General features: G+C 71.7%; 23 protein-coding genes. 16 read left to right on the top strand and 7 right to left on the bottom strand.

The window, feature by feature from the left end:
• Nucleotides 1–62: 62 nt before the first annotated feature.
• The 4 genes from ACFRFH_RS00630 to pdhA are packed head-to-tail and all read right to left on the bottom strand — an operon-like array spanning nt 63 to nt 3779.
• The gene (locus tag ACFRFH_RS00630; RefSeq protein WP_382461100.1) at nt 63–230 is read right to left on the bottom strand and encodes a hypothetical protein; all 168 of its coding nucleotides are present in this window, start codon (nt 228–230) and stop codon (nt 63–65) included.
• Nucleotides 227–1609, bottom strand: a complete 1383-nt coding sequence (locus tag ACFRFH_RS00635) for a dihydrolipoamide acetyltransferase family protein (protein ID WP_382461101.1) — start codon at nt 1607–1609, stop codon at nt 227–229. The genes ACFRFH_RS00630 and ACFRFH_RS00635 overlap by 4 nt, the downstream gene beginning before the upstream one ends.
• On the bottom strand, nt 1606–2667 hold the full coding sequence (locus tag ACFRFH_RS00640; RefSeq protein ID WP_382461102.1) for an alpha-ketoacid dehydrogenase subunit beta: 1062 nt from the start codon (nt 2665–2667) through the stop codon (nt 1606–1608). The genes ACFRFH_RS00635 and ACFRFH_RS00640 overlap by 4 nt, the downstream gene beginning before the upstream one ends.
• The gene (gene pdhA / locus ACFRFH_RS00645) at nt 2664–3779 is read right to left on the bottom strand and encodes a pyruvate dehydrogenase (acetyl-transferring) E1 component subunit alpha (protein ID WP_382461103.1); all 1116 of its coding nucleotides are present in this window, start codon (nt 3777–3779) and stop codon (nt 2664–2666) included. Before pdhA ends, ACFRFH_RS00640 begins: the two co-directional genes overlap by 4 nt.
• A gap of 127 nt (nt 3780–3906) precedes the next feature.
• Here pdhA and ACFRFH_RS00650 point away from each other — a divergent pair, with 127 nt between their 5' ends.
• The 7 genes from ACFRFH_RS00650 to ACFRFH_RS00680 all read left to right on the top strand — a co-directional run bounded on the left by ACFRFH_RS00650 (nt 3907) and on the right by ACFRFH_RS00680 (nt 9149).
• Nucleotides 3907–4335, top strand: coding sequence for an Lrp/AsnC family transcriptional regulator (locus ACFRFH_RS00650; RefSeq protein ID WP_382461104.1), 429 nt, complete (start codon nt 3907–3909; stop codon nt 4333–4335).
• Nucleotides 4336–4443: 108 nt separating this feature from the next.
• Nucleotides 4444–4842 (top strand): hypothetical protein, encoded by a 399-nt coding sequence (locus ACFRFH_RS00655; protein ID WP_382461105.1) that lies wholly within the window; start codon nt 4444–4446, stop codon nt 4840–4842.
• Nucleotides 4839–5078: a hypothetical protein gene (locus ACFRFH_RS00660; protein WP_382461106.1), complete on the top strand. Its 240-nt coding sequence runs from the start codon at nt 4839–4841 to the stop codon at nt 5076–5078. Before ACFRFH_RS00655 ends, ACFRFH_RS00660 begins: the two co-directional genes overlap by 4 nt.
• Complete coding sequence (locus tag ACFRFH_RS00665) at nt 5075–6271, top strand: low temperature requirement protein A (protein WP_382461107.1); 1197 nt, start codon at nt 5075–5077, stop codon at nt 6269–6271. The genes ACFRFH_RS00660 and ACFRFH_RS00665 overlap by 4 nt, the downstream gene beginning before the upstream one ends.
• Before the next feature lie 39 nt (nt 6272–6310).
• The gene (locus tag ACFRFH_RS00670) at nt 6311–7507 is read left to right on the top strand and encodes a thiolase family protein (protein ID WP_382461108.1); all 1197 of its coding nucleotides are present in this window, start codon (nt 6311–6313) and stop codon (nt 7505–7507) included.
• The gene (locus tag ACFRFH_RS00675) at nt 7507–8250 is read left to right on the top strand and encodes an enoyl-CoA hydratase/isomerase family protein (RefSeq protein ID WP_382461109.1); all 744 of its coding nucleotides are present in this window, start codon (nt 7507–7509) and stop codon (nt 8248–8250) included. The genes ACFRFH_RS00670 and ACFRFH_RS00675 overlap by 1 nt, the downstream gene beginning before the upstream one ends.
• Nucleotides 8247–9149, top strand: coding sequence for a 3-hydroxyacyl-CoA dehydrogenase family protein (locus tag ACFRFH_RS00680; RefSeq protein ID WP_382461110.1), 903 nt, complete (start codon nt 8247–8249; stop codon nt 9147–9149). The genes ACFRFH_RS00675 and ACFRFH_RS00680 overlap by 4 nt, the downstream gene beginning before the upstream one ends.
• Here ACFRFH_RS00680 and ACFRFH_RS00685 read toward each other — a convergent pair.
• Nucleotides 9121–9477, bottom strand: a complete 357-nt coding sequence (locus ACFRFH_RS00685; RefSeq protein ID WP_382462710.1) for a PaaI family thioesterase — start codon at nt 9475–9477, stop codon at nt 9121–9123. The genes ACFRFH_RS00680 and ACFRFH_RS00685 overlap by 29 nt on opposite strands.
• A 114-nt stretch (nt 9478–9591) precedes the next feature.
• On the opposite strand from ACFRFH_RS00685, the gene paaZ reads away from it, so the two are divergent.
• Complete coding sequence (gene paaZ, locus ACFRFH_RS00690) at nt 9592–11643, top strand: phenylacetic acid degradation bifunctional protein PaaZ (protein ID WP_382461111.1); 2052 nt, start codon at nt 9592–9594, stop codon at nt 11641–11643.
• 68 nt (nt 11644–11711) lie between these two features.
• On the opposite strand, the gene ACFRFH_RS00695 is transcribed toward paaZ, so the two are convergent.
• Nucleotides 11712–12320: a TetR/AcrR family transcriptional regulator gene (locus ACFRFH_RS00695; protein WP_382461112.1), complete on the bottom strand. Its 609-nt coding sequence runs from the start codon at nt 12318–12320 to the stop codon at nt 11712–11714.
• A gap of 88 nt (nt 12321–12408) precedes the next feature.
• On the bottom strand, nt 12409–13866 hold the full coding sequence (locus ACFRFH_RS00700; protein ID WP_382461113.1) for a PLP-dependent aminotransferase family protein: 1458 nt from the start codon (nt 13864–13866) through the stop codon (nt 12409–12411).
• Here ACFRFH_RS00700 and ACFRFH_RS00705 point away from each other — a divergent pair.
• The 8 genes from ACFRFH_RS00705 to ACFRFH_RS00740 all read left to right on the top strand — a co-directional run bounded on the left by ACFRFH_RS00705 (nt 13865) and on the right by ACFRFH_RS00740 (nt 20939).
• On the top strand, nt 13865–14833 hold the full coding sequence (locus ACFRFH_RS00705; protein ID WP_382461114.1) for a DMT family transporter: 969 nt from the start codon (nt 13865–13867) through the stop codon (nt 14831–14833). The two genes, ACFRFH_RS00700 and ACFRFH_RS00705, sit on opposite strands and share 2 nt — an antisense overlap.
• Nucleotides 14834–14919: 86 nt before the next feature.
• Complete coding sequence (paaA, locus tag ACFRFH_RS00710) at nt 14920–15906, top strand: 1,2-phenylacetyl-CoA epoxidase subunit PaaA (RefSeq protein WP_382461115.1); 987 nt, start codon at nt 14920–14922, stop codon at nt 15904–15906.
• Complete coding sequence (gene paaB / locus ACFRFH_RS00715; protein ID WP_382461116.1) at nt 15903–16208, top strand: 1,2-phenylacetyl-CoA epoxidase subunit PaaB; 306 nt, start codon at nt 15903–15905, stop codon at nt 16206–16208. The genes paaA and paaB overlap by 4 nt, the downstream gene beginning before the upstream one ends.
• Nucleotides 16205–17041 carry a 1,2-phenylacetyl-CoA epoxidase subunit PaaC gene (paaC, locus tag ACFRFH_RS00720; protein ID WP_382461117.1) on the top strand — a complete coding sequence of 279 codons (837 nt, stop codon included), beginning with the start codon at nt 16205–16207 and terminating at the stop codon, nt 17039–17041. The genes paaB and paaC overlap by 4 nt, the downstream gene beginning before the upstream one ends.
• Nucleotides 17038–17520 (top strand): 1,2-phenylacetyl-CoA epoxidase subunit PaaD, encoded by a 483-nt coding sequence (gene paaD / locus ACFRFH_RS00725; protein WP_382461118.1) that lies wholly within the window; start codon nt 17038–17040, stop codon nt 17518–17520. Before paaC ends, paaD begins: the two co-directional genes overlap by 4 nt.
• Nucleotides 17521–17530: 10 nt before the next feature.
• A complete protein-coding gene (gene paaE / locus ACFRFH_RS00730) occupies nt 17531–18619 on the top strand; it encodes a 1,2-phenylacetyl-CoA epoxidase subunit PaaE (protein WP_382461119.1) in 1089 nt (362 codons plus the stop codon).
• A gap of 27 nt (nt 18620–18646) precedes the next feature.
• Nucleotides 18647–19417: an enoyl-CoA hydratase/isomerase family protein gene (locus ACFRFH_RS00735; protein WP_382461120.1), complete on the top strand. Its 771-nt coding sequence runs from the start codon at nt 18647–18649 to the stop codon at nt 19415–19417.
• 136 nt (nt 19418–19553) lie between these two features.
• The gene (locus ACFRFH_RS00740) at nt 19554–20939 is read left to right on the top strand and encodes an LLM class flavin-dependent oxidoreductase (protein ID WP_382461121.1); all 1386 of its coding nucleotides are present in this window, start codon (nt 19554–19556) and stop codon (nt 20937–20939) included.
• Nucleotides 20940–20986: the final 47 nt, after the last annotated feature.

Here is a 20986-nt window from a genome sequence, read left to right on the forward strand (position 1 = left end):
TGGTGAATTCGTGCCGAATGTCGGTTCTCGCGGCGCGAGAGTCGACATTCGGCACGAATCGCTCAGGGGGCGGGGGCGTCGCCGTCGGTCGGCGTCGGGTGCGGGAGCCAGGGGATGTTCTCCTCCGGCGCGACGTCCTTCTCGAAGTCGAGGTCGTAGTCGTCGCCCTGCTCCACCACATCCGCCTTGTCGGCGTCGTCGGGCTGTTCGTCGCGCGGCTTGTCGGTCATTCCCTCACCGTACCCGGCGCCTCGTCGGCGAGGAAGGCGATCGGCGACTCGATGGCGTCGGCGATCTCGCGCAGGAACCGGGCGGCCACTCCACCGTCGGTGACGCGGTGGTCGAAGACCAGGCTGAGCTGCACGATCCGGCGCGCGACGACGGCGCCGTCGACCACCCACGGGCGCTCGATGACGCGGCCGATGCCGAGGATGGCGACCTCCGGGTGGTTGATGATCGCGGCGCTGCCGTCGACGCCGAGACTGCCGTAGTTGTTCACGGTGAAGGTGGAGCCGGTCAGGTCCGCGGGCGGCAGCACGCCGTCGCGCGCGGCGGCGGACAGGCGGCCGAGCTCGGCGTCGAGCTCGCGGACGCTCGACCGGTCGGCGCGGCGGATCACCGGGACCAGCAGGCCGCGCGGGGTGTCGGCGGCGAAGCCGAGATTCACCCCGGCGAACACCTCGATCCCGTCGCCGCCGGCGGTGACCCTGCCGGCCAGCTCGGGATGCCGCGCGAGCGCGCTGAGCGCGAACCGCGAGATGAAGGCGAGCAGCGACGGCGGCTTGCCCGACTTCCCGAGGGTCTGCCTGGCCTCCCAGAGCTCGGTGGCGTCGACGTCGACCCAGACGGTCGCCTCCGGGATCTCGGAGCGACTGCGCGTCATGGTCTCGGCGACCGTGCGGCGGAGGCGGGAGAACGGGGTGACGGAGGCGATGTCGAGGCCGGTGCGGGCGTCGGTCCCCGGCGCGGCTGCGGTGGGGGCCGGACGGGTCACGGGAGCCGGGCGAGTGGCCGGCGCGCTGGGCGCGGTGGCCTTGGCGGCGGCGAGCGCCGCCTCCACGTCGCGCCGCGTGACGACCCCGCCCACGCCGCTCGGAGTGAGCGAGGCGAGGTCGATGCTGTGCGTCCGTGCGAGCGCCCGGACGACGGGCGACACGACGGGGACGATGCGGCTCGGAGCTCCGCCGGTCACGGCCGTGCCGTGCTGGGAGGCGCGGCCTCGGCGGCGGGCGGTCGCGTGATCGGTGGTGCCGTAGCCGACGAGCACGGCGCCGGAGCCGGCTGCGACGGGTTCGGGTTCCCGCTCCTCGGAAGGGCTCTCGGCCGCGACGGTCTCCACGGGCACGGCGGCCTCCACGGCGGACTCCACATCCGCGTCCTCCCGCACCTCCAGCAGCGGCGAGCCGACCAGGATGGTCTCGCCCTCCTCGCCGTGGCAGACGGCGACGACGCCGGCGTACGGCGACGGCACCTCGACGACCGACTTGGCGGTCTCCACCTCGGCGATCGGCTGGTCGACGGTCACCGTGTCGCCGACCGCGACCAGCCAGTGGACCAGTTCGGCGTCGGCGAGTCCCTCGCCCAGGTCGGGCAGCGTGAAGACCTTCATGCGTCCTCCCATTGCAGGCTGTCGACGGCGTCGAGCACGCGGTCCACGCCCGGCAGGTAGTAGCGCTCCAGCTTCGGCGGCGCGAACGGGGTGTCGAAGCCGGTCACCCGGCGCACCGGCGCCTCCAGGTAGTGGAAGCAGCGCTCGGAGACGCGGGCGGCGATCTCGGAGGCGACGCTGGCGAAGCCCGGCGCCTCGGCCACGACGACGGCGCGGCCGGTCGCACGGACGGCGGCGCAGACGGTCTCGTCGTCGAACGGGGTCAGGGTCCGCACGTCGATCACGGCGAGGCTGCGGCCCTCCTCGGCCGCGGCCTCCGCGGCGGCGAGCGCCACCGGCACGGTCGGGCCGTAGGCGATCAGGGTCGCGTCGGTGCCCTCCCTGGCGACGCGCGCGCGGCCGAGCTCGGGCAGCGGCGCGGTCGTGTCGACCTCGCCGGTCGACCAGTACAGCTTCTTCGGCTCCATGAAGACCACCGGGTCCGGGGAGGCGATCGCCGCGCGGAGCAGGCCGTAGGCGTCCTGCGGCGTCGCCGGCGACACCACGGTCAGGCCGGGCGTGTGCACGTAGTAGGCCTCGGACGAGTCGGAGTGGTGCTCGACGCCGCCGATCCCGCCCGCGAACGGGATGCGGATGACCATCGGCAGCCGGACCTTGCCGCGGGTGCGGTTGCCCATCTTGGCGACGTGGTCCACGATCTGCTCGAACGCCGGGTAGGCGAACGCGTCGAACTGCATCTCGACGACCGGGCGCATCCCGTTCATCGCCATCCCGACCGCGGTGCCGACGATGCCGGACTCGGCCAGCGGGGTGTCGAAGCAGCGCTGCTCGCCGAAGCGCTTGGTCAGGCCGTCGGTGATGCGGAAGACGCCGCCGAGCGTGCCGACGTCCTCGCCGAAGACGAGGACGGCCGGGTCTTCCGCGAGGGAGTCGGCGAGGGCACGGTTGAGGGCCTGCGCCATCGTCATCGTGGCGACGGCGGGCGCGGGCGGCTGCTCGGGCTCGGGCTGACGGTCGTCCGGCTGACGGTCGGCGGGGGCGGCGTGCATGATCGTCATCGGGCGACCTCCTCGGTGCGGGACTGCGCTGCCCGGGACTCCGCGGCGAGCTCGGCGGCGAGCAGTGCGGACTGCTCCCGGAGCTGCGGCGTCGGCTCGGCGTAGACGTACTCGAACAGGTCCATCGGCTGGGGCTCGGCATCCGCCATGATGCGGGTGCGGAGGTCGACGGCGACTCGATCGGCCTGGGCGCGGAACTCAGCGTCGTCGTCGTCGGTCAGCGCGCCCTCGGCCGTCAGCCAGGTGCGCAGGCGCAGCAGCGGGTCGCGCGCGATCCACGGCTCCACCTCCGCGGAGGTGCGGTAGCGGGTGGCGTCGTCGGCGTTGGTGTGCGACTTCATCCGGTAGGTGAGCGCCTCCACCAGCGTCGGACCGCCGCCTTCACGGGCCTCGGCGACGGCCTCGCCCAGCACCGCCAGCAGCGCGGCGAGGTCGTTGCCGTCGACCAGGCGGCCGCGCATCCCGTAGCCGACGCCCTTGTGCGCCAGGCTCGGCGCGGCGGTCTGCCGGCTGAGCGGCACGGAGATCGCGTAGCCGTTGTTCTGGACGAGGAAGACGACGGGGAGGTGGAACACGGCCGCGAAGTTGAGCGCTTCGTGGAAGTCGCCCTCGCTGGTGGCGCCGTCGCCGCACAGCGCGACGACGACGGTGTCCTCGCCACGCAGCCTGGCCGCGTGGGCGAAGCCGACCGCGTGCAGGAGCTGGGTGGCGAGCGGGGTCGCCTGCGGGGCGACGCGGTACTCGTTCGGGTCGTAACCGGAGTGCCAGTCGCCGCGCAGCAGCAGGAACGCCTCGAAGGGGTCGACGCCCCGGGAGAGGACGGCGACCGAGTCGCGGTAGGTGGGGAACAGCCAGTCCTGCTCGCCGAGCACCATCGCCGCGGCGACCTGGCAGGCCTCCTGGCCGTGCGAGGACGGGTACACGGCCAGCTTGCCCTGCCGCACCAGGGCGTCGGCCTGGTCGTTGAGCCGCCGGCCCTGCACGAGGCGGCCGTAGCCGTCGCGCAGCTGTTCGGCGGTCGGGAACGCGTAGTGCTCGTGCGGGTGGCCCGAGCCCTGCTCGTCGATGAGCCGCAACGGGGTGTCGCCCGGCATCAGGTCGTCGGCGTGCATCGCTTCTCCTTCGAAAGACGTCGCTGATCCTCAGAATGACTTCGCTGGACCTGTTTTGCCACATGTGTGAGACTTTCGAGACGAACGGGTGCGAGGTGGCATGATCGATGGCAAACTGTCTCCCATCATGGACGACATCGACACCCGCATCGTGGACGCACTGCGCGCCGACGGCCGCGCCTCCATCACCGCCGTCGCGGAGGCGGCGCACGTCTCCCGGGCCAACGCATACGCCCGCGTCTCCCGCCTGGTCGAGGACGGCGTCATCACGGGCTTCACGGCGAAGGTCGACCCGCGCCGCTCCGGCCGCGCGTCGTCGGCCTACGTGACGATGCGCGTGGAGCAGGCGGCCTGGCACGACCTCCGCGCGCGGCTGCGCGCCATCCCGGAGGTGGAGCACTTCGCGCTGGTCGGCGGCGACTTCGACGTCATCCTGCTGGTGCGCGCACGCGACAACGAGGACCTGCGGCGGGTGGTGCTCGAGGAGCTGACCACCATGCCGTCGGTGCGGGACACGAAAACGTCGCTGGTTTTCGAGGACCACGACCTCCGCTGACGCCGCGACATTCGTGACGAATGTCGCGAAAGCGGCGGCGAGACGCGACATTCGTGCGGAATGTCGGGGCTGGTGCGTGGTGGGGCGGGAGTCGATACGCTCGGGGGCATGGCGGGAGGGATCGCGTCGGAGTTGACGGTGGGGGACCTGATGGCCCTCGCCCGGCTGGACGACCGCGCGGCGGTGGACGGGCTCACGGTGGCGCTCACCTGGCGGTACGAGCACACGCTGACGCTGGCGAAGGCGCTGGCCGCGGCGGGGTCGGGAGTGATCCTTTCGCTCGTGGTGCCTGTGTTGCAGTCGAATCCGGCCGTGAACCCGGTGCCCGTCGCCGCGTGGCTGTGGGTGCTCGTCGCCGGGACGGTCACGATGGCCAGCGGTGGCGTCTTCTACCTGCTCGCCCGGCGGGCTCAGCGGACGTTCGTGCTCGCGCAGGGGCTCCTCGCCGAGCTGCTCGCTCTCCGCAGCGCGCCGCCCGCCCCGCCCGCGCCGGGAGGTCCCCGATGAGTATCACCATCGTCGTCGTGCTCGCCTCCATCGTCGTGGTGCTGGCCGTCGCCGTCGCCGTCGCCGCGCTCCTCGTGCGGGCGAACCGACTCCGCTCCGACCGCGACCGGGCCGCCGCGCTCGGCAGCCCGGCCGCGTTGAGCGCCCTCGACGGGATCACCCTCAGCGGGTACGCCGACGACGAGCGCGTGCGGGCAGCGGTCGACGGGTTCCTCGCGGCCGGCCGGCGCGGATGAGCGGCGGCAGGCTCCCCCGGCTCCCCGTCGCCGGCGACCGGGATCCGTCGCGGGCGCACTGGATGGAGCTGTTCTTCGACCTCGTGTTCGTTGCGCTGGTCGGGCAGCTCGCGCACGGGCTGCACACCGCACCGTCGTTCGGCACGCTCGCCGTGTTCGTCGCCCTGTTCGCGTCGGTCTGGTGGTCGTGGGTCAACCTGACCTTCGTCGTGGACGTGTCGCCGCAGCTCAGCGCGCGGCGGCTGTCGATCGTGATGCTGATCGCGATGTTCGCCGTCGGGGCGCTCGCGGTCGCGGCGCCGGAGGCGGTCGGCGACCGGGCCTGGCTGTTCGCGGCAGGCAACGCGCTGCTGCGGGTGCTGCTCCTGGTGGTGTGGATCGGCTTCTCCTGGTCGAACGGGAGGGCCTCACGGGTCCGCATCCTCGTCTACAACGGGCTGACCGCCGTGCTCTGGCTGGTGTCGATCGCCCTCCCCGCGCCCGCGAACTACGTGCTGTGGGCGGTCGCGATCGTCCTGGAGGTCGTGCTGCTGACCGCGACCTCCGGCAGCTGGGCGGCGATCGCGCTCGACCGGCTGAACGTCGAGCACCTGTCGGAGCGGTTCGGGCTGCTCGTCATCATCGTGCTGGGCGAGTCGGTGCTGAGCATCGTGGACGCGGTGTCCGGCGCCTGGACGCTCGCCGCCGGGCTCGTCGGGGTGCTCGGCCTGCTGTTGACCGCGGGACTGGCGTGGTCCTTCTTCCTGTACGGCGTCGACGTGATGGCGAGCGGGCTGGAGCGCCTGCTGGAGGCCGGAGACGCCCGCACGATCAGGGACACGGTCGCGTTCCTTCCGTTCCTGCTGCTGGCCGGGGTCACCGCGCTGTCCGGCGCGCTCGCCGAGGGGATCGCGCACCCGGGCGAGCCGCTGCCGCCGGCGCTGGCGGTGTCGCTCGGCGGCGGGATCGCGCTGTTCTATCTGACCAACGCGATCATCGCGCGCCGCTACGGCGACCCGTGGCGGGTCGTGCTGCGCTGGGCGACGCCGGCGGTCGGACTGTCCGCGGCGCTCGCGGTCGCGGCACTGTGGCTGCCGGCCGCGGCCGCGATCGGCTGCGCCGTGGTGATACTGGGGGTGGTCGTCGCGTCGGCGGAGGTCGCCTCGCGCTCGCGCCGGTTGCTCGAGGGTCGGGGTTCTGCGACTATTTACTAGCTGAACGTTCGTTCGGTAATTCGCTTCGAAGGAGCTGCGATGGCGGAGGCCTACCTCGTCGGCGGTGTGCGCACGGCGGTCGGACGCTACGGCGGAGCATTGGCGGGCATCCGGCCCGACGACCTCGCCGCGCTGGTGGTCGCCGAGGCCGTGCGCCGCGCGGGAGTCGACGGGTCGGCACTCGACGACGTCATGCTCGGAGCCGCCAACCAAGCGGGCGAGGACAACCGGAACGTGGCCCGCATGGCCGCGCTGCTCGCCGGCCTCCCGGACAGCGTTCCCGGCGTCACGGTCAACCGGCTGTGCGCGTCCGGCCTCAGCGCCGTCACCCTCGCCGGTCAGGCGATCCGCGCGGGCGACGCCGACCTGATCGTGGCCGGTGGCGTGGAGTCGATGACGCGGGCGCCCTGGGTGCAGGCCAAGCCGGCACGACCGTGGGCGAAGCCGGGTGAGCAGTTCGACACGTCCATCGGCTGGCGGTTCACCAACCCGCGATTCCTGGAGCGCGACAAGGCGACCTACTCGATGCCGGAGACCGCGGAGGAGGTCGCCCGCCTCGACGGGATCAGCCGCGAGGACGCCGACGCGTTCGCGCTGGAGAGCCACCGGCGCGCCGCTGCGGCGACCGACGCAGGGCGCTTCGCCGACGAGATCCTCCCGGTCACGACCCCGGCCGGGGAGGTCACGGCCGATGAGAGCATCCGCCGCGACACCGACGCCGCCGCCCTCGCTGCGCTGCGGCCGGTCGTCGCGGGCGGGAGCGTCGTCACCGCAGGCAACTCCTCGCCCCTCAACGACGGCGCGTCCGCCCTCGTGGTCGCGAGCGGCGACGCCGTGCGGCGCTACGGTCTCACGCCGCGCGCCAGGATCGTCGCCTCGGCGAGCGCCGGCGTCGCACCGGAGGTGATGGGGCTCGGTCCCGTCCCCGCGACCAACCGTGCGCTGGAGCGCTCCGGCCTGGAGCTGGGCGACATCGGCAGCATCGAGCTCAACGAGGCGTTCGCCGCCCAGGCCATCGCGTGCCTGCGCCGCCTCGGCCTGGACGACGAGGACGGCCGGGCGCGGGTCAACGCCGACGGCGGCGCGATCGCGCTCGGGCACGCGCTGGGGTCGAGCGGCGCGCGCATCCTGGTGACCCTGCTCGGCCGAATGGAGCGCGAGCAGTCCCGGTACGGGCTGGCGACGATGTGCGTCGGCGTCGGCCAGGGCGCCGCCCTGATCGTGGAGGCGCTGTGATGACGGCGCCGACGACCCTGCTCATCGCCGAGAGCGCCGACCGCGTGGTCGCGACGCTCAACCGCCCCGAGGTCCGCAACGCGATCGACCAGCGGATGGTGGACGAGTTGCACGCGCTCTGCGAGGACCTGGAGCGCGACCCGCGCATCCTCATCCTCACCGGGTCGGAGGGCGTGTTCGCCTCCGGCGCCGACATCGCCGAGCTGCGCGAGCGCACCGCGGCCGACGCCCGCCGCGCGATCAACGCGACGATCTTCATGCGCATCGCCGAGTTGCCCATGCCGGTGATCGCCGCGCTCGACGGCTACGCGCTGGGCGGCGGCGCCGAGCTCGCCTACGCGGCGGACTTCCGGCTCGGCACCACGCGGCTGCGGATCGGCAACCCGGAGACCTCACTCGGGATCATCGCCGCGGCCGGCGCGCTCTGGCGGCTGCCCCAGCTCGTCGGCGAGCCGCTCGCCGCCGAGATCACGATGGCCGGGCGCGTGCTGAACGGCGAGGAGGCGCTGGCCGCCGGGCTGGTGAGCGACCTGTTCGAGCCGGGCGAGCTGCTCGCCGGCGCGCACGCCCTCGCGGACCGCATCGCGAAGAACGACCCGCTGGCGACCCAGTACACCAAGCGCGTCCTCCGCGCGCCGCTGGGCGACCATCCCCGGGCCGAGCGGGAGGCGCAGGCCGTGCTGTTCGAGTCCCCGGAGAAGCAGCGCAGGATGACCGAGTTCCTGGAGAAGAGGCGGCGATGAGCGACGGCAAGAACGGTGTCCCGGAGCAGGTCGCCCTCATCGGCGGCGGCCGGATGGGCGCAGGCATCGCGCACGCGTTCCTGATGGCGGGCGCCCGCGTCGCCGTCGTCGAGCGCGACGACGCGTCTGCGGCCTCCGCCCGCGAGCGCGTAGAGGCCGCGATCGACGGCAGCGTGCGCCGCGGCGCGACGGCCCCCGCTCCTGAGCGCCTGATCGCCACGACCTCCTGGGACGCGCTGCGCGGCGCCGCCCTCGTCGTGGAGGCCGTGCCCGAGCTCCCCGAGCTCAAGCACGACGCGCTCCGCCGCGCCGAGGAACTCCTGGAGCCCGGCGCCGTGCTGGCGAGCAACACCTCCTCGCTGTCCATCGACGGCCTCGCCGAGGTGCTGCAGCGGCCCGCCGGCTTCCTCGGCATGCACTTCTTCAACCCCGTCCCGGCCTCCGCGCTGGTGGAGATCGTGGCCGGGCAGGCGACCGCGCCGGACGCCGTCGACCTCGCCACCGGCTGGGTGGAGGCGCTCGGCAAGACGCCGATCGTGGTCCGCGACTCCCCCGGCTTCGCGTCGTCCCGTCTCGGCGTGCTGCTCGGGCTGGAGGCCGTGCGGATGGTCGAGGAGGGCGTCGCGTCCCCCGAGGCCATCGACACCGCGATGACCCTCGGCTACAAGCATCCGGTCGGGCCGTTGCGGCTCACCGACATCGTCGGGCTGGACGTGCGGCTCGACATCGCGGAGTACCTCGCGAGCGAGCTGGGGCCGCGGTTCGAGCCTCCCGCGCTGCTGCGCCGCATGGTCGCGGACGGCCTGCTCGGCCGCAAGTCCGGGCGCGGGTTCTACGTGTGGGACGGCGACGCCGCGGGCGGAGCACCGCTCACGCGCGCTCCGGAGCCTCCACGATGAGGTTCGTGATGCGCACGGTGCAGAGCCGGTTGCCCTCCTCGTCGGTGAGGACGACCTCGTGCGAGGTGACCTTCCTGCCGAGCCGGATCGCCGTCGCGGTGCCGGTCACCAGACCGCTGCGCGCGGACCGGTGGTGCGTCGCGTTGATGTCGAGCCCGACCGCGCTGCGTCCGGGGCCGGCGTGGATCACGGCCGCCCACGAGCCGAGCGCCTCCGCGAACGCCACCGAGGCGCCGCCGTGCAGCAGCCCGAACGACTGGCGGTTGCCCGCCACCGGCATCGTCGCGACGACACGCTCCGCGGATTGCTCCAGGATGCGCACGCCCATCTTCTCGTCGAGCTCGCCGAGCTCGATCGTCCAGTCTTCATCGGCCACGGCACCAGCCTATGTCCGAACCAGCGGAGCGCCGTCGCTCCAGACCCTCCCGGGAGGAACCGAATCATGAGTCTGCCCAGCTACCTGCACGACCAGTGGTGGAGCCCGGCGTCCGACGAGGGCGCGGCGGAGGTGCGCGACGCCTCCACCGGCGAGCTCGTCGCCCACGTCAGTGCTGAAGGCGCCGACCTGGCCGGCGCGCTCGAGTACGCGCGCACCGTCGGTCAGGCCTCGCTCGGCGAGCTGACCTTCCACCAGCGCGCCGTCCTGCTCAAGCGGATGGCGCAGGTGCTGACCGAGCGCAAGCAGGAGCTCTACGACCTCTCCGCCCGTGCCGGCGCGACCCGGGCGGACTCGTGGATCGACGTGGACGGCGGCATCGGCACGCTGTTCACCTTCTCGTCGAAGGGCCGCCGCGAGCTCCCGAACGCGCAGGTGGTCGTCGACGGCCCCGCGGAATCGCTGGCGAAGGACGGCTCGTTCCTCGGGCAGCACATCTTCACCCGGCTGCCCGGCGTCGCCGTGCAGATCAACGCGTTCAACTTCCCGGTCTGGGGGCTGCTGGAGAAATTCGCGCCCTCGTTCCTCGCCGGGATGCCGACCCTCGCGAAGCCCGCGACGCCGACCGCGTACGTCGCGGAGGCGATGGTGCGCATCCTGGTCGAGTCCGGGCTGCTGCCCGCCGGCTCCCTCCAGCTCGTCTGCGGCGGACTGCCCGGGCTGTTCGACCACCTCCGGCTGGGCGACCTGGTCGCGTTCACCGGGTCGGCGTCCACCGCGGAGCGACTGCGCGCGCACGACTCGGTGCAGACCGGCGGCGTGCGGTTCACGAGCGAGACGGACTCCATCAACGCCTCGGTGCTCGGGCCCGACGCACTGCCCGGAACGCCCGAGTTCGACGCGTACGTCAAGCAGCTCGTGGTCGAGCTGACCGCCAAGGCCGGCCAGAAGTGCACGGCCATCCGCCGCGCGATCGTCCCGGCCACCGCGGTCGACGACCTGCTCGCCGCGGTGCGCTCGCGCATCGAGGAGCGCGTGGTCGTCGGTGACCCTCGTGCGGAGGGCGTCACGATGGGGCCGCTCGCCTCGCGCGAGCAGCGCACCGAGGTGCTGCGCCAGGTGGCGAAGCTGGTGGAGGCCGGCGGCGAGCTGGCCATCGGCGGGCTCGACCAGCCGAGCGTCCGCCGCGGCGACGGCAGCCTCGGCGTCGAGCTGGAGGGCGCATTCGTCGCCCCGATCGTGCTGCGGTTCGCCGACGCGCGCACCCCGGCGGCGCACTCCGTGGAGGCGTTCGGACCGGTCGCGGCCGTGCTGCCGTACGACTCGGCGGCCGAGGCGGCCCAGCTCGTCGCGCTCGGCGGCGGGTCGCTCGTGACCAGCGCGGCCACGCACGACCCGGACTTCGCCCGCGAGCTGGTCATGGCGACGGCGGCGTACAACGGCCGCATCCTGCTGCTCGACCGCGACGACGCGCGCACCTCCACCGGCCACGGCTCGCCGATGCCGCACCTCGTCCACGGCGGCCCCGGCCGCGCGGGCGGCGGCGAGGAGCTGGGCGGCATCCGCGCGGTGCTGAATCACATGCAGCGCACGGCGATCCAGGGCTCGCCCGACCTCCTCACGGCGGTGACCGGCGTGTGGCACGAGGGCGCCGCGGCCGTGACCGACGGCCCGCACCCGTTCCGCAAATCGCTCGCGACGCTGCGGATCGGCGACCAGGTGCAATCGGAGACGCGCCGGGTGACGCTGGACGACATCGAGACGTTCGCGACCTTCACCGGCGACACGTTCTACGCGCACATGGACGAGGAGGCCGCGGCCGCGAACCCGTTCTTCCCCGGCAGGGTCGCGCACGGGTACTTGCTGGTGTCGTGGGCGGCCGGCCTGTTCGTGGACCCGGCGCCGGGCCCCGTGCTGGCCAACTACGGGCTGGAGAACCTGCGGTTCCTGACGCCGGTCTCCCCAGGCGACAGCATCCGGGTGGCGCTGACGGCCAAGCAGATCACGCCGCGCGAGACGGACGAGTACGGCGAGGTGCGCTGGGACGCGCGCATCCTCAACCAGAAGGACGAGCTCGTCGCCTCCTACGACGTTCTCACCCTCGTCGCGAAGCAGTAGCCCTTCCGCCGAGGGGCACGTCGTTGTCACTTTCGAGCGCGAAAAGTGACAACGACGTGCCCCTCGCGTCAGGAACGGAGGGCGAGGGCGAGGATGGTGTCCGCGAGTTCGGTGGGCGGGACGGGCCCTGCGGGGTCGTACCACTCGGTGAGCGAGTTGATCATGCCGAACAGGAGGCGGGCGACGACCGCCGGGTCGGCGTCCACCCGCAGCGAGCCCTCGTCGCGGGCCTCGGCCACCAGATCCGCCACCGCGTGGTCGAAAGCCCGCCGGCGCTGCAGCGCGGCCCGCTCCACCTCGGTGTTGCCGCGCACGCGCAGCAGCAGCGTGACGTACGGGAGGCGGTCCGCCAGCACGAGCACGGCCTCGCGGAGCACCTGGGCCAGCCGCTCGGCGGCGGTCCCGGTGGTCTCCTCGGCGGAGCGCAGCGCGCCTTCCAGGCCGTCGAGCGCTTCGTCGAGCGCGAGCGCCAGCAGCTCGTCCTTGGAGGCGACGTGGTGGTAGATCGCCGACTTGGACAGCCCGAGCCGTTCGGCGAGCATCCCGATGGAGGTCGCGTCGTAGCCGTGCTCGTTGAACGCGGCGACGGCGACCTCGAGGATGCCGCGCTGGTCGTAGCCGGGCCGGCCCCGGCGCAGCGGCAGGGGCTCGGGCTCAGCCGTCCGGGTGTCGGTCACCCAGCAAGTGTGGCATGAACCCACCCGCCTCGCATATACTGAACGAACGATCAGTAAGTATTGATGGCAGTGTTCTCACGTCTCCCGCCTAGACATCGGTGTTCGAGATGACGTCCGCCAGCCGGTGCGCTGCCTCCTCCACGTCCGCGATGCCTGGCGTGGCCACGTAGCTGATCCGGAGGTGCGGCTGATTCTCCTGGCCGGGCAGGTAGTAGTGCGCCCCAGCAGTGACGGACACGTTTCGAGCGAGCGCACGGCCGGCAATCGTGACGCTGTCCATGCCAGGGGGAAGCCGGACCCAGAGATGGTATCCGCCATGAGGGCGCACACCGAGGGCCGAGGAGCCGAGTCCCCGTGCGAGAGCCCCGGCGGCCGTCTGACAGCGATCACGCAAGTGAACGCGCAGATCGCGCTGGGCGCCTCGCCACCCGGGCGAACGGACAAGCTCAAGAACTGCGTACTGGAGCACAGCCGGAACGACGAGCGTGTCGACCATCAGCGCAGCTCGAATCCGTTGATTGGCGGCGCCGCGCGCCGCGATGGCCGCCACCCTGATATTCGGGGAGGTGCACTTGGTCAAGGATCGCAGCAGGATGACCGTTCCGTTCGGGTCCTCTGTGATCAGAGGGGCGGGTTGGTCCGGAGCATCGGCATGGGTGAGCATCCGCGCGAAATCGTCCTCTATCACGAACGCCGAGTGCTGCCGGGCGATATCTCTGATCTGACGCTGCCGATCGGGAGTCATCGTCGTGGCGGTGGGGTTCTGATGCAATGGCTGGACGATCACGACGCGAGCCCGCGTGCGGGAGAGCGCTTCGTCGAGCGCGTCGGGCACCATCCCGTCGCCGTCCAAGGGTACGGGAACGGGGTGGAGCGCGGCGGCCTGGGCGGCCGCGATGATACCGGGGTAGGTAGGAGACTCCACGATGATCGGATCACCCGGCTGGGTGAGCGCCCGGACAGTCGTTGCGAGAGCGGCCTGGCCGCCGGGGGCAATGAGGACATCGCCACGCCCCAGCCCACCGCCGATCTCTGTCGCGAACCAGTCTCGGAGAGCGGGCACTCCGCCGATCGCGGGGCGTTCCCACACGTCCCGGCGCTTCGCGACACGGGACATGGCTGTAGTGAGAAGGCGCAGCGGCTGAAGGTTCGGATGGAGGTACCCGCTGCTGAGATCCACGACGTCTGGCCCGTGATCGCGCATGGCGCCCGCAAGGTCGGCGCCCATGAGCCGCCGAGGCACGCCGATCCCGCTCTCGCTCTCGCTGAAGTTCAGCGCGGTTTCCTGCCAGTCGTAATTGCCGACACGCTCATGCGGGAAGTGTTGAGCGCGAAAAGACCCTGCCCCGGGACGGGACTCCACCAGTCCGGAGTGCGCGAGGATCACCAGTGCCTGCGCAACTGTCGTGGCGCTCGCCTGGTAGCGCGTCACCAGGTCTCGCTGGGATGGCAGCCGTGTGCCGGCTGGCAGCGGCAAGAACTCCCTCGCGAGCGCGTCCGCGATGCGCACCGCCGCCGAAGTCCCTCCAGTGCTATCGTTGTTCATGAGACGCAATGATAGTGCTATCAACCACCAAGCACAGCCGCCACTGCTGACTGCCCGATCGCTCTGGGTGAGCGTCGCCTGCGGAATCGGGGCCAACCTGGTTTGGGGGCTGGCGTTTCTGCTCCCGGTGATCGTTGCCCCAACGGACTCGGTCACCCTGGCTATCGGCCGCTATCTGTGTTTCGGGGCTGTGTCGCTGGGCATCCTGATCGGTCGCCGCGGTCGGATGCTGACCGGGGTGGGCGCCCGAGAGTGGCGCCAGGCCGGCCTGTTCTCCCTGACCGGACACTTCGGCTACTACCTGTTGCTCGTGCTCGGCATCTTGTTGGCCGGGCCGACCATCGCCACAGTGATAATCGGTGTGCTGCCGGTGTCTGTCGCGCTGACCGGAAGCTGGATCCGGCGCGAGTTCGCCGTGTCACGGCTGGTGCTTCCATTGGCCCTCATCGCAGTGGGTCTCGCCGTCGTCTACGCCATCGAACTGGACTGGGGAAGCGGGAGCGGCCGCTCCGACATCCAGGTGATCGCCGGTGTCGGAGCTACGGTGCTGGCGCTGGCCCTCTGGACGTCGTACGCCGTGATGAACGCCCGCTTCCTTCGCGACCATCCCTCCGTGTCGTCGACGAGTTGGTCTACGTTGATGGGAGTCTGCGCGCTCGGATGGGGGCTTGCCGCCCTGCCGCTGGCGGCGGTGGCCGGAGGCATGCGACCCGCTGATCCGGGACCCGTCCTGGTGTCGAGTGTCGTGCTGGGCGTGGTCGTCTCGTGGTTCGGCACTGTGCTGTGGAACCGGGCATCAGCGATCCTTCCCGTCTCGATCGCGGGACAAATGGTGGTTCTCCAGGTCATGGCGGGTTTGGCCTACGTCTTCGTCTGGGAGGCTCGGCTCCCGCCGCTGATCGAACTGCTCGGCATGGCGTTGCTGATCGCGGGGGTGCTCGTCGCACTGCAGCGCACCCGCACCTGATCGCGCTGGCAGGTCTGGCATGAACCCACCCGCCTCGCATATACTGAACGAACGATCAGTAAGTATTGATGGGAGAGCTTGGTTCAATGGCGAACACGACGGAAGCCACCACCCCCACGGACGACGACGCCGCCGGCGAGGCGCTCTTCGAGCAGCTCATCGCCGCCGACTCCCGCATCGAGCCGCGCGACTGGATGCCCGACGCCTACCGGCGCACCCTGATCCGCCAGATGTCGCAGCACGCGCACTCCGAGATCATCGGCATGCAGCCGGAGGCCAACTGGATCAGCCGGGCGCCGAGCCTGAAGCGCAAGGCCATCCTGATGGCCAAGGTGCAGGACGAGGCGGGCCACGGGCTCTACCTCTACTCCGCGACGCAGACGCTCGGCATCACGCGCGACGAGATGACCGAGCAGCTCATCACCGGCGCCGCCAAATACTCCTCGATCTTCAACTACCCCACGCTGAGCTGGGCCGACATCGGCGCGATCGGCTGGCTGGTCGACGGCGCCGCCATCTGCAACCAGGTGCCGCTCTGCCGCTGCTCTTACGCCCCCTACGGCCGCGCGATGGTGCGGATCTGCAAGGAGGAGTCCTTCCACCAGCGCCAGGGCTTCGAGATCCTGCTGACGCTGATGCGCGGCACCCCGGAACAGCAGAAGATGGCGCAGGACGCCGTGAACCGCTGGTACTGGCCGTCGCTGATGATGTTCGGGCCACCGGACGGCGACTCCCCCAACTCGGCGCGGTCGATGGCGTGGAAGATCAAGCGGTTCTCGAACGACGAGCTGCGGCAGCGCTTCGTCGGGATGCTCGTGCCGCAGGCGGAGGCGCTCGGCGTGACCGTCCCCGACCCCGACCTGCGCTGGAACGACGAGCGCCAGGCGTACGACCTCGGCGAGATCGACTGGAGCGAGCTGCAGCGCGTCATCGCCGGCGACGGCCCGTGCAACGCCCAGAGGCTGCAGCGCCGCCGCGACGCGCACGAGGGCGGCGCCTGGGTACGCGAGGCCGCGGCGGCATACGCAGAGAAGAAGGCCCAGCAGACCCGGACCCAGGAGGTCGCCGCATGAGCGCCCAGCAGAAGCCCGCCCACGAAGTCTGGCCTCTGTGGGAGGTCTTCGTGCGCGCCTCCCGCGGCCTCAGCCACGTCCACGTCGGCTCGCTTCACGCGCCCGACGAGGAGCTCGCGGTGCGCAACGCCCGCGACCTCTACACCCGGCGCGGCGAGGGCGTCTCGATCTGGGTGGTCCGCTCCGACGCGATCACCACGAGCGACCCGGACGCCAAAGACGCGTTCTTCACCTCGCCGGAGGGCAAGAACTTCCGGCACGCCACGTATTACACGGAGAGCGAAGGGGTGAAGCACCTGTGACCGACCACGACTCGCACGACCACGACGAGCACGGCCACGTCGAGCTCAGCACCGTGACCCTGTCGGCCGAGTTCGTCGCCGACGAGGCCACAGCCTCCCCCGACGCCGCCGAGTACGCGCTCTGGCTCGGCGACGACTCGCTGGTGCTCGCCCAGCGACTCGGCTGGTGGATCTCCCGTGCGCCCGAGCTGGAGGAGGACGTCGCGCTCGGGAACATCGCCCTCGACCTGCTCGGCCACGCCCGCGCCCTGCTGCGCTACGCCGGCAGCGCCACCGAGCGGTCGGAGGACGACCTCGCGTACTGGCGCGACGAGCAGGACTTCCGCTCGGCGCACCTCTTCGAGCAGCCGAACGGCGACTTCGCGCACACGATCGTGCGGCAGTTCGCGGCCGCCCACTACCTCTACGAGCTCTACGAGCGGCTGCGCGCCTCCGAGGACCCGGTGCTCGCGGCGATCGCGGGCAAGGCGGTCAAGGAGGTCGCCTACCACTGCGACCACGCCGACCAGTGGGTGCTGCGACTGGCGCTCGGCACCGACGAGTCCCGGCGCCGCACGCTGACCGCATTCGACGACCTCTGGCCGTACGTGGCGGAGCTGTTCCGCGACGAGCCGCTGATGGACCGGCTGGAGGGCGTGGCCCCGCGGCCGTCGACGCTGCGCGACGCGTTCGACGCCGCCGTCGCGCCGATCGCGGTGGAGGCCGAGTTGGAGCTCCCGAGCACCTTCACCGCCGCAGGCGGCGGACGCGAGGGCCGGCACTCCGAGCACCTCGCACCGCTGCTCGCCGAGATGCAGGTGCTCACGCGCTCGCACCCCGGAGCGACCTGGTGACCGGGCACGCGGCCGAAGCGGGCCGGGCCTGGGCGGCCGCCGCCGCCGTGCTCGACCCGGAGGTCCCCGTGCTGAACATCGACGACCTCGGTGTGCTGCGCGAAGTCACCGTGACCGACACCGGGGTGGAGGTCGTGCTCACGCCGACCTACTCCGGCTGCCCCGCGATGGACACCATCCGCGAGGACGTCGTTCGCGCCCTCGCCGCCGAGGGCTTCGGCGACGTGCGGGTGAGTCTCGCGCTCGCCCCCGCCTGGACGACCGACTGGATCAGCGAGCACGGCCGCGCCGCGCTTCGCGACTACGGCATCGCCCCGCCTCCCGGCACCGGCCCCGTCCGGCTCACGCTCGCGATCAAGTGCCCGCGCTGCAGCTCGCTGAAGACCAGGGAGATCTCCCACTTCGGCTCCACTGCGTGCAAGGCGCTCTACGTCTGCGACGAGTGCGGCGAGCCGTTCGACCACTTCAAGGCTCTGTGAGGTTCCCCTGATGGCGCGTGCGCGATTCCACACGCTCGCGGTCGCAGAGGTGCGCCCGCTGACCGCTGCGAGCGTCGAGGTGACGTTCGCCGTCCCCGACGCCCTGTACGGCGAGTACGACTACCTGCCCGGGCAGCACGTCGCCCTCCGCGCGACGGTCGACGGCAAGGAGCTGCGGCGCAGCTACTCGATCTGCCGCCCGCCGTCGCCCGGCCGGATCAGCGTCGCGATCAAGCGCGACCTGGGCGGCGCGTTCTCCACCTGGGCGACCAGCGAGCTGCGCACCGGCGACCGGATCGATGTGATGAGCCCGCAGGGCACGTTCACGATCGACCTCGGCGCCATCGACGGCGTGCACATCGCCGGCATCGCGGCCGGGTCGGGCATCACGCCGCTGATGGCGCTGGCCTCCAGCGTGCTCGCGGCCTCCGACACCAGCTCGTTCACCCTCGTCTACACGAACCGCACGGCGATCGACGTGATGTTCCTGGAGGAGCTGGCCGACCTCAAGGACCGCTACCCGTCGCGCCTCGCGCTGCACCATGTGCTCTCCCGCGAGCAGCGCTCGGCGCCGCTGCTCTCCGGCCGGATCGACGAGGAGCGGCTGCGCACCATCCTCGACGCCCTGTTGCCGCCGGACACGGTCGACCAGTGGTTCCTGTGCGGTCCGTTCGAGCTGGTGCAGCTCTGCCGCGACGTGCTGGAGACGTACGACGTGCCGCGGTCCCGCGTCCACTTCGAGCTGTTCACGACCGGCGAGCCGGGCGAGGTCCGCGGCGACGTCGGGCACCCGGTCGTCGTGCACGAGGGCGAGAAGACGGCGGAGATCGAGTTCACGCTCGACGGCCAGACCTCCACGGTGACGACGCCGGTGGACGCGAACGAGTCGGTGCTCAACGCCGCGCTGCGGGTGCGGCCGGACGTGCCGTTCGCCTGCACCGGCGGCGTCTGCGGCACCTGCCGCGCGCGGCTGCTCTTCGGCGACGTGCGGATGACCGAGAACTACGCGCTCGAGCCGGAGGAGCTGGAGAGGGGCTACGTGCTCACCTGCCAGTCGCACCCGCTCACCGAGAAGGTCGCGGTCGACTATGACGTCTGAGTCGACCATGAATGCTGAGGAGGCGCTGTGATCGAGCTCACCATCCAGGACGACGTCGCGCATGTCACGCTGAACGCGCCGGAGCGACTCAACGCGCTCGGGCCCGACGACCTCCGCGCGCTCGACGCCGCCTACGCCGACGCCGAGGCGGCCGGGGTGCGTGCGCTCGTGCTGCGCGGTGAGGGGCGCTCGTTCTGCGCGGGCCGCGACATCGCCGGCGTCGACCCGGCGACCGACGACGTGACCGGCTACCTTGACGGGCTGGTGACGCCGCTGCTGCGCCGGATGAGCGGCTTCCCTGCGCCGACCTTCGCGGCGGCGCGCGGCGCGGCCCTCGGCGTCGGCCTCGGCCTCCTGGTCGCCACGGACGTCGTGTACGTGGCCGAGGACGCCAAGGTCGGCTCGCCGTTCGCCGCCTTGGGCGCCGCGCTCGACTCGGGCGGCCACTGGCTGCTGGTGTCGCGGCTCGGCCCGCACCGCGCGCTCGATCTCATCTACTCCGGGAAGCTGATCTCCGGGGCGGAGGCCGTGGCGGGCGGGCTGTTCAGCCGCGTGCTGCCCGCGGACGAGGTGGAGGCCGCCGCTGCAGAGGCCGCGAGCGCCGCCGCCCGCGGCGCGACCCAGGCGTACCTGGCGAGCAAGCGCATCGTCGCCGGCCTGCGCGACGGCGCCCTCGACCTCTGGTCGTCGGTCGCCGCCGAGAACGCTTCGCAGGCGGAGCTGCGCGACACGCACGACTACCACGAGGGCTTCGCCGCCTTCCAGCAGAAGCGCCGCCCGGTCTTCCGCGGCAACTGACTCCATCCGTTCCGGAGTTGTGTACGCGACACGCCGCGGCGGAGCGTACACAACTCCGGAAAAGGTGGAGGGGCGGCCGTTACGGAATGTGGCGGGCGACGTGCGGGGCGCCGAAAACGCATGCATTGTTGAGCGCATGACGCGGCAGATCCGATTCAACGCTTTCGATATGAACTGTGTGGCGCACCAGTCCTCCGGGATGTGGCGTCACCCTGAGGACCAGGCGTGGCGGTACAAGGACCTCACCTACTGGACGGAGCTCGCGAAGCTGCTCGAGCGCGGCACCTTCGACGGGATCTTCATCGCCGACGTCCTCGGCACCTACGACGTCTACGGCGGCAGCAACGAGGCCGCCATCCGGCACGGCGCTCAGGTCCCGGTCAACGACCCGCTCCTCCTCGTCTCCGCGATGGCGCTGGTCACCGAGAACCTCGGCTTCGGCGTCACCGCGGGCACCGCCTACGAGCACCCCTACCCGTTCGCGCGCCGGATGTCGACGCTCGACCACCTGACCAACGGCCGGGTCGGCTGGAACGTCGTCACCGGCTACCTGCCGTCGGCCGCGCGCAACATGGGCCACGACGACCAACTCCAGCACGATGACCGCTACGACCACGCCGACGAGTACCTCGAGGTGCTCTACAAGCTGTGGGAGGGCTCCTGGGAGGACGACGCCGTCATCCGCGACCGCGAGTCCGGCGTCTTCACCGACCCGGCGAAGGTGCACGAGATCGGCCACAAAGGCAAGCACTTCACCGTCCCGGGCATCCACCTGTCCGAGCCGAGCCCGCAGCGCACCCCGGTGATCTACCAGGCCGGCGCCTCCAAGCGCGGCATCTCGTTCGCGGCGGAGAACGCCGAGGCGATCTTCGTCGCGGCCTCCACCAAGGAGGGCCTCAAGGAGACCGTCGGCAAGCTGCGCGACGCTCTGGAGGCCGCAGGCCGCGACCGGTACTCGGCCCGCATCTACACGCTGCTCACGATCGTCACCGACGAGACCGACGAGAAGGCGCAGGCGAAGTTCGAGGACTTCTTGCAGTACACGAACGACGAGGGCGCGCTCGTCTTCATGTCGGGGTGGATGGGCGTCGACCTGTCCCAGTACGACCTGGACGAGCCGATCGGCAACGTCAAGAGCAACGCCATCCAGTCGGCGGTCGCCAACTTCCAGCGGCCGAACGCCGAGGGCGGCGAGTGGACGGTCCGCGACATCGGCCGCAACGGCGTCATCGGCGGCCTCGGCCCGTTCATCGTGGGCGGCGCCGTCAGCATCGCCGACCAGCTCCAGGAGTGGGTCGAGGAGACCGACGTGGACGGGTTCAACCTGGCCTACGCGATCACGCCCGGCACCTTCGAGGACATCGTCGAGTTCGTCATCCCCGAGCTGCGCAAGCGCGGAGCGTACCCGGAGGCCTATGCCGAGGGCACCCTGCGCAACAAGCTGCACGGCGCGGGCGACCGGCTCCCGGAGGGCCACCGCGGGGCGAAGTATCGGATCGGCGCGAAGGCCGCGTCGGCCTGACGCACTCCGCGCGGCCGCGGGTAGACGGCAAGGTCTGTCTCCCCGCG

Origin of the sequence: Leifsonia sp. NPDC056824 (genome assembly GCF_042789575.1) — a bacterium.
In the GTDB taxonomy this organism is placed as follows: domain Bacteria; phylum Actinomycetota; class Actinomycetes; order Actinomycetales; family Microbacteriaceae; genus Leifsonia.

Coding starts and splice junctions, on each gene's coding strand:
- ACFRFH_RS00630 (WP_382461100.1), bottom strand. CDS start 230: ATGACCGACAAGCCGCGCGACGAACAGCCCGACGACGCCGACAAGGCG.
- ACFRFH_RS00635 (WP_382461101.1), bottom strand. CDS start 1,609: ATGAAGGTCTTCACGCTGCCCGACCTGGGCGAGGGACTCGCCGACGCC.
- ACFRFH_RS00640 (WP_382461102.1), bottom strand. CDS start 2,667: ATGACGATCATGCACGCCGCCCCCGCCGACCGTCAGCCGGACGACCGT.
- pdhA (WP_382461103.1), bottom strand. CDS start 3,779: ATGCACGCCGACGACCTGATGCCGGGCGACACCCCGTTGCGGCTCATC.
- ACFRFH_RS00650 (WP_382461104.1), top strand. CDS start 3,907: ATGGACGACATCGACACCCGCATCGTGGACGCACTGCGCGCCGACGGC.
- ACFRFH_RS00655 (WP_382461105.1), top strand. CDS start 4,444: ATGGCGGGAGGGATCGCGTCGGAGTTGACGGTGGGGGACCTGATGGCC.
- ACFRFH_RS00660 (WP_382461106.1), top strand. CDS start 4,839: ATGAGTATCACCATCGTCGTCGTGCTCGCCTCCATCGTCGTGGTGCTG.
- ACFRFH_RS00665 (WP_382461107.1), top strand. CDS start 5,075: ATGAGCGGCGGCAGGCTCCCCCGGCTCCCCGTCGCCGGCGACCGGGAT.
- ACFRFH_RS00670 (WP_382461108.1), top strand. CDS start 6,311: ATGGCGGAGGCCTACCTCGTCGGCGGTGTGCGCACGGCGGTCGGACGC.
- ACFRFH_RS00675 (WP_382461109.1), top strand. CDS start 7,507: ATGACGGCGCCGACGACCCTGCTCATCGCCGAGAGCGCCGACCGCGTG.
- ACFRFH_RS00680 (WP_382461110.1), top strand. CDS start 8,247: ATGAGCGACGGCAAGAACGGTGTCCCGGAGCAGGTCGCCCTCATCGGC.
- ACFRFH_RS00685 (WP_382462710.1), bottom strand. CDS start 9,477: ATGGGCGTGCGCATCCTGGAGCAATCCGCGGAGCGTGTCGTCGCGACG.
- paaZ (WP_382461111.1), top strand. CDS start 9,592: ATGAGTCTGCCCAGCTACCTGCACGACCAGTGGTGGAGCCCGGCGTCC.
- ACFRFH_RS00705 (WP_382461114.1), top strand. CDS start 13,865: ATGAGACGCAATGATAGTGCTATCAACCACCAAGCACAGCCGCCACTG.
- ACFRFH_RS00700 (WP_382461113.1), bottom strand. CDS start 13,866: ATGAACAACGATAGCACTGGAGGGACTTCGGCGGCGGTGCGCATCGCG.
- paaA (WP_382461115.1), top strand. CDS start 14,920: ATGGCGAACACGACGGAAGCCACCACCCCCACGGACGACGACGCCGCC.
- paaB (WP_382461116.1), top strand. CDS start 15,903: ATGAGCGCCCAGCAGAAGCCCGCCCACGAAGTCTGGCCTCTGTGGGAG.
- paaE (WP_382461119.1), top strand. CDS start 17,531: ATGGCGCGTGCGCGATTCCACACGCTCGCGGTCGCAGAGGTGCGCCCG.
- ACFRFH_RS00740 (WP_382461121.1), top strand. CDS start 19,554: ATGACGCGGCAGATCCGATTCAACGCTTTCGATATGAACTGTGTGGCG.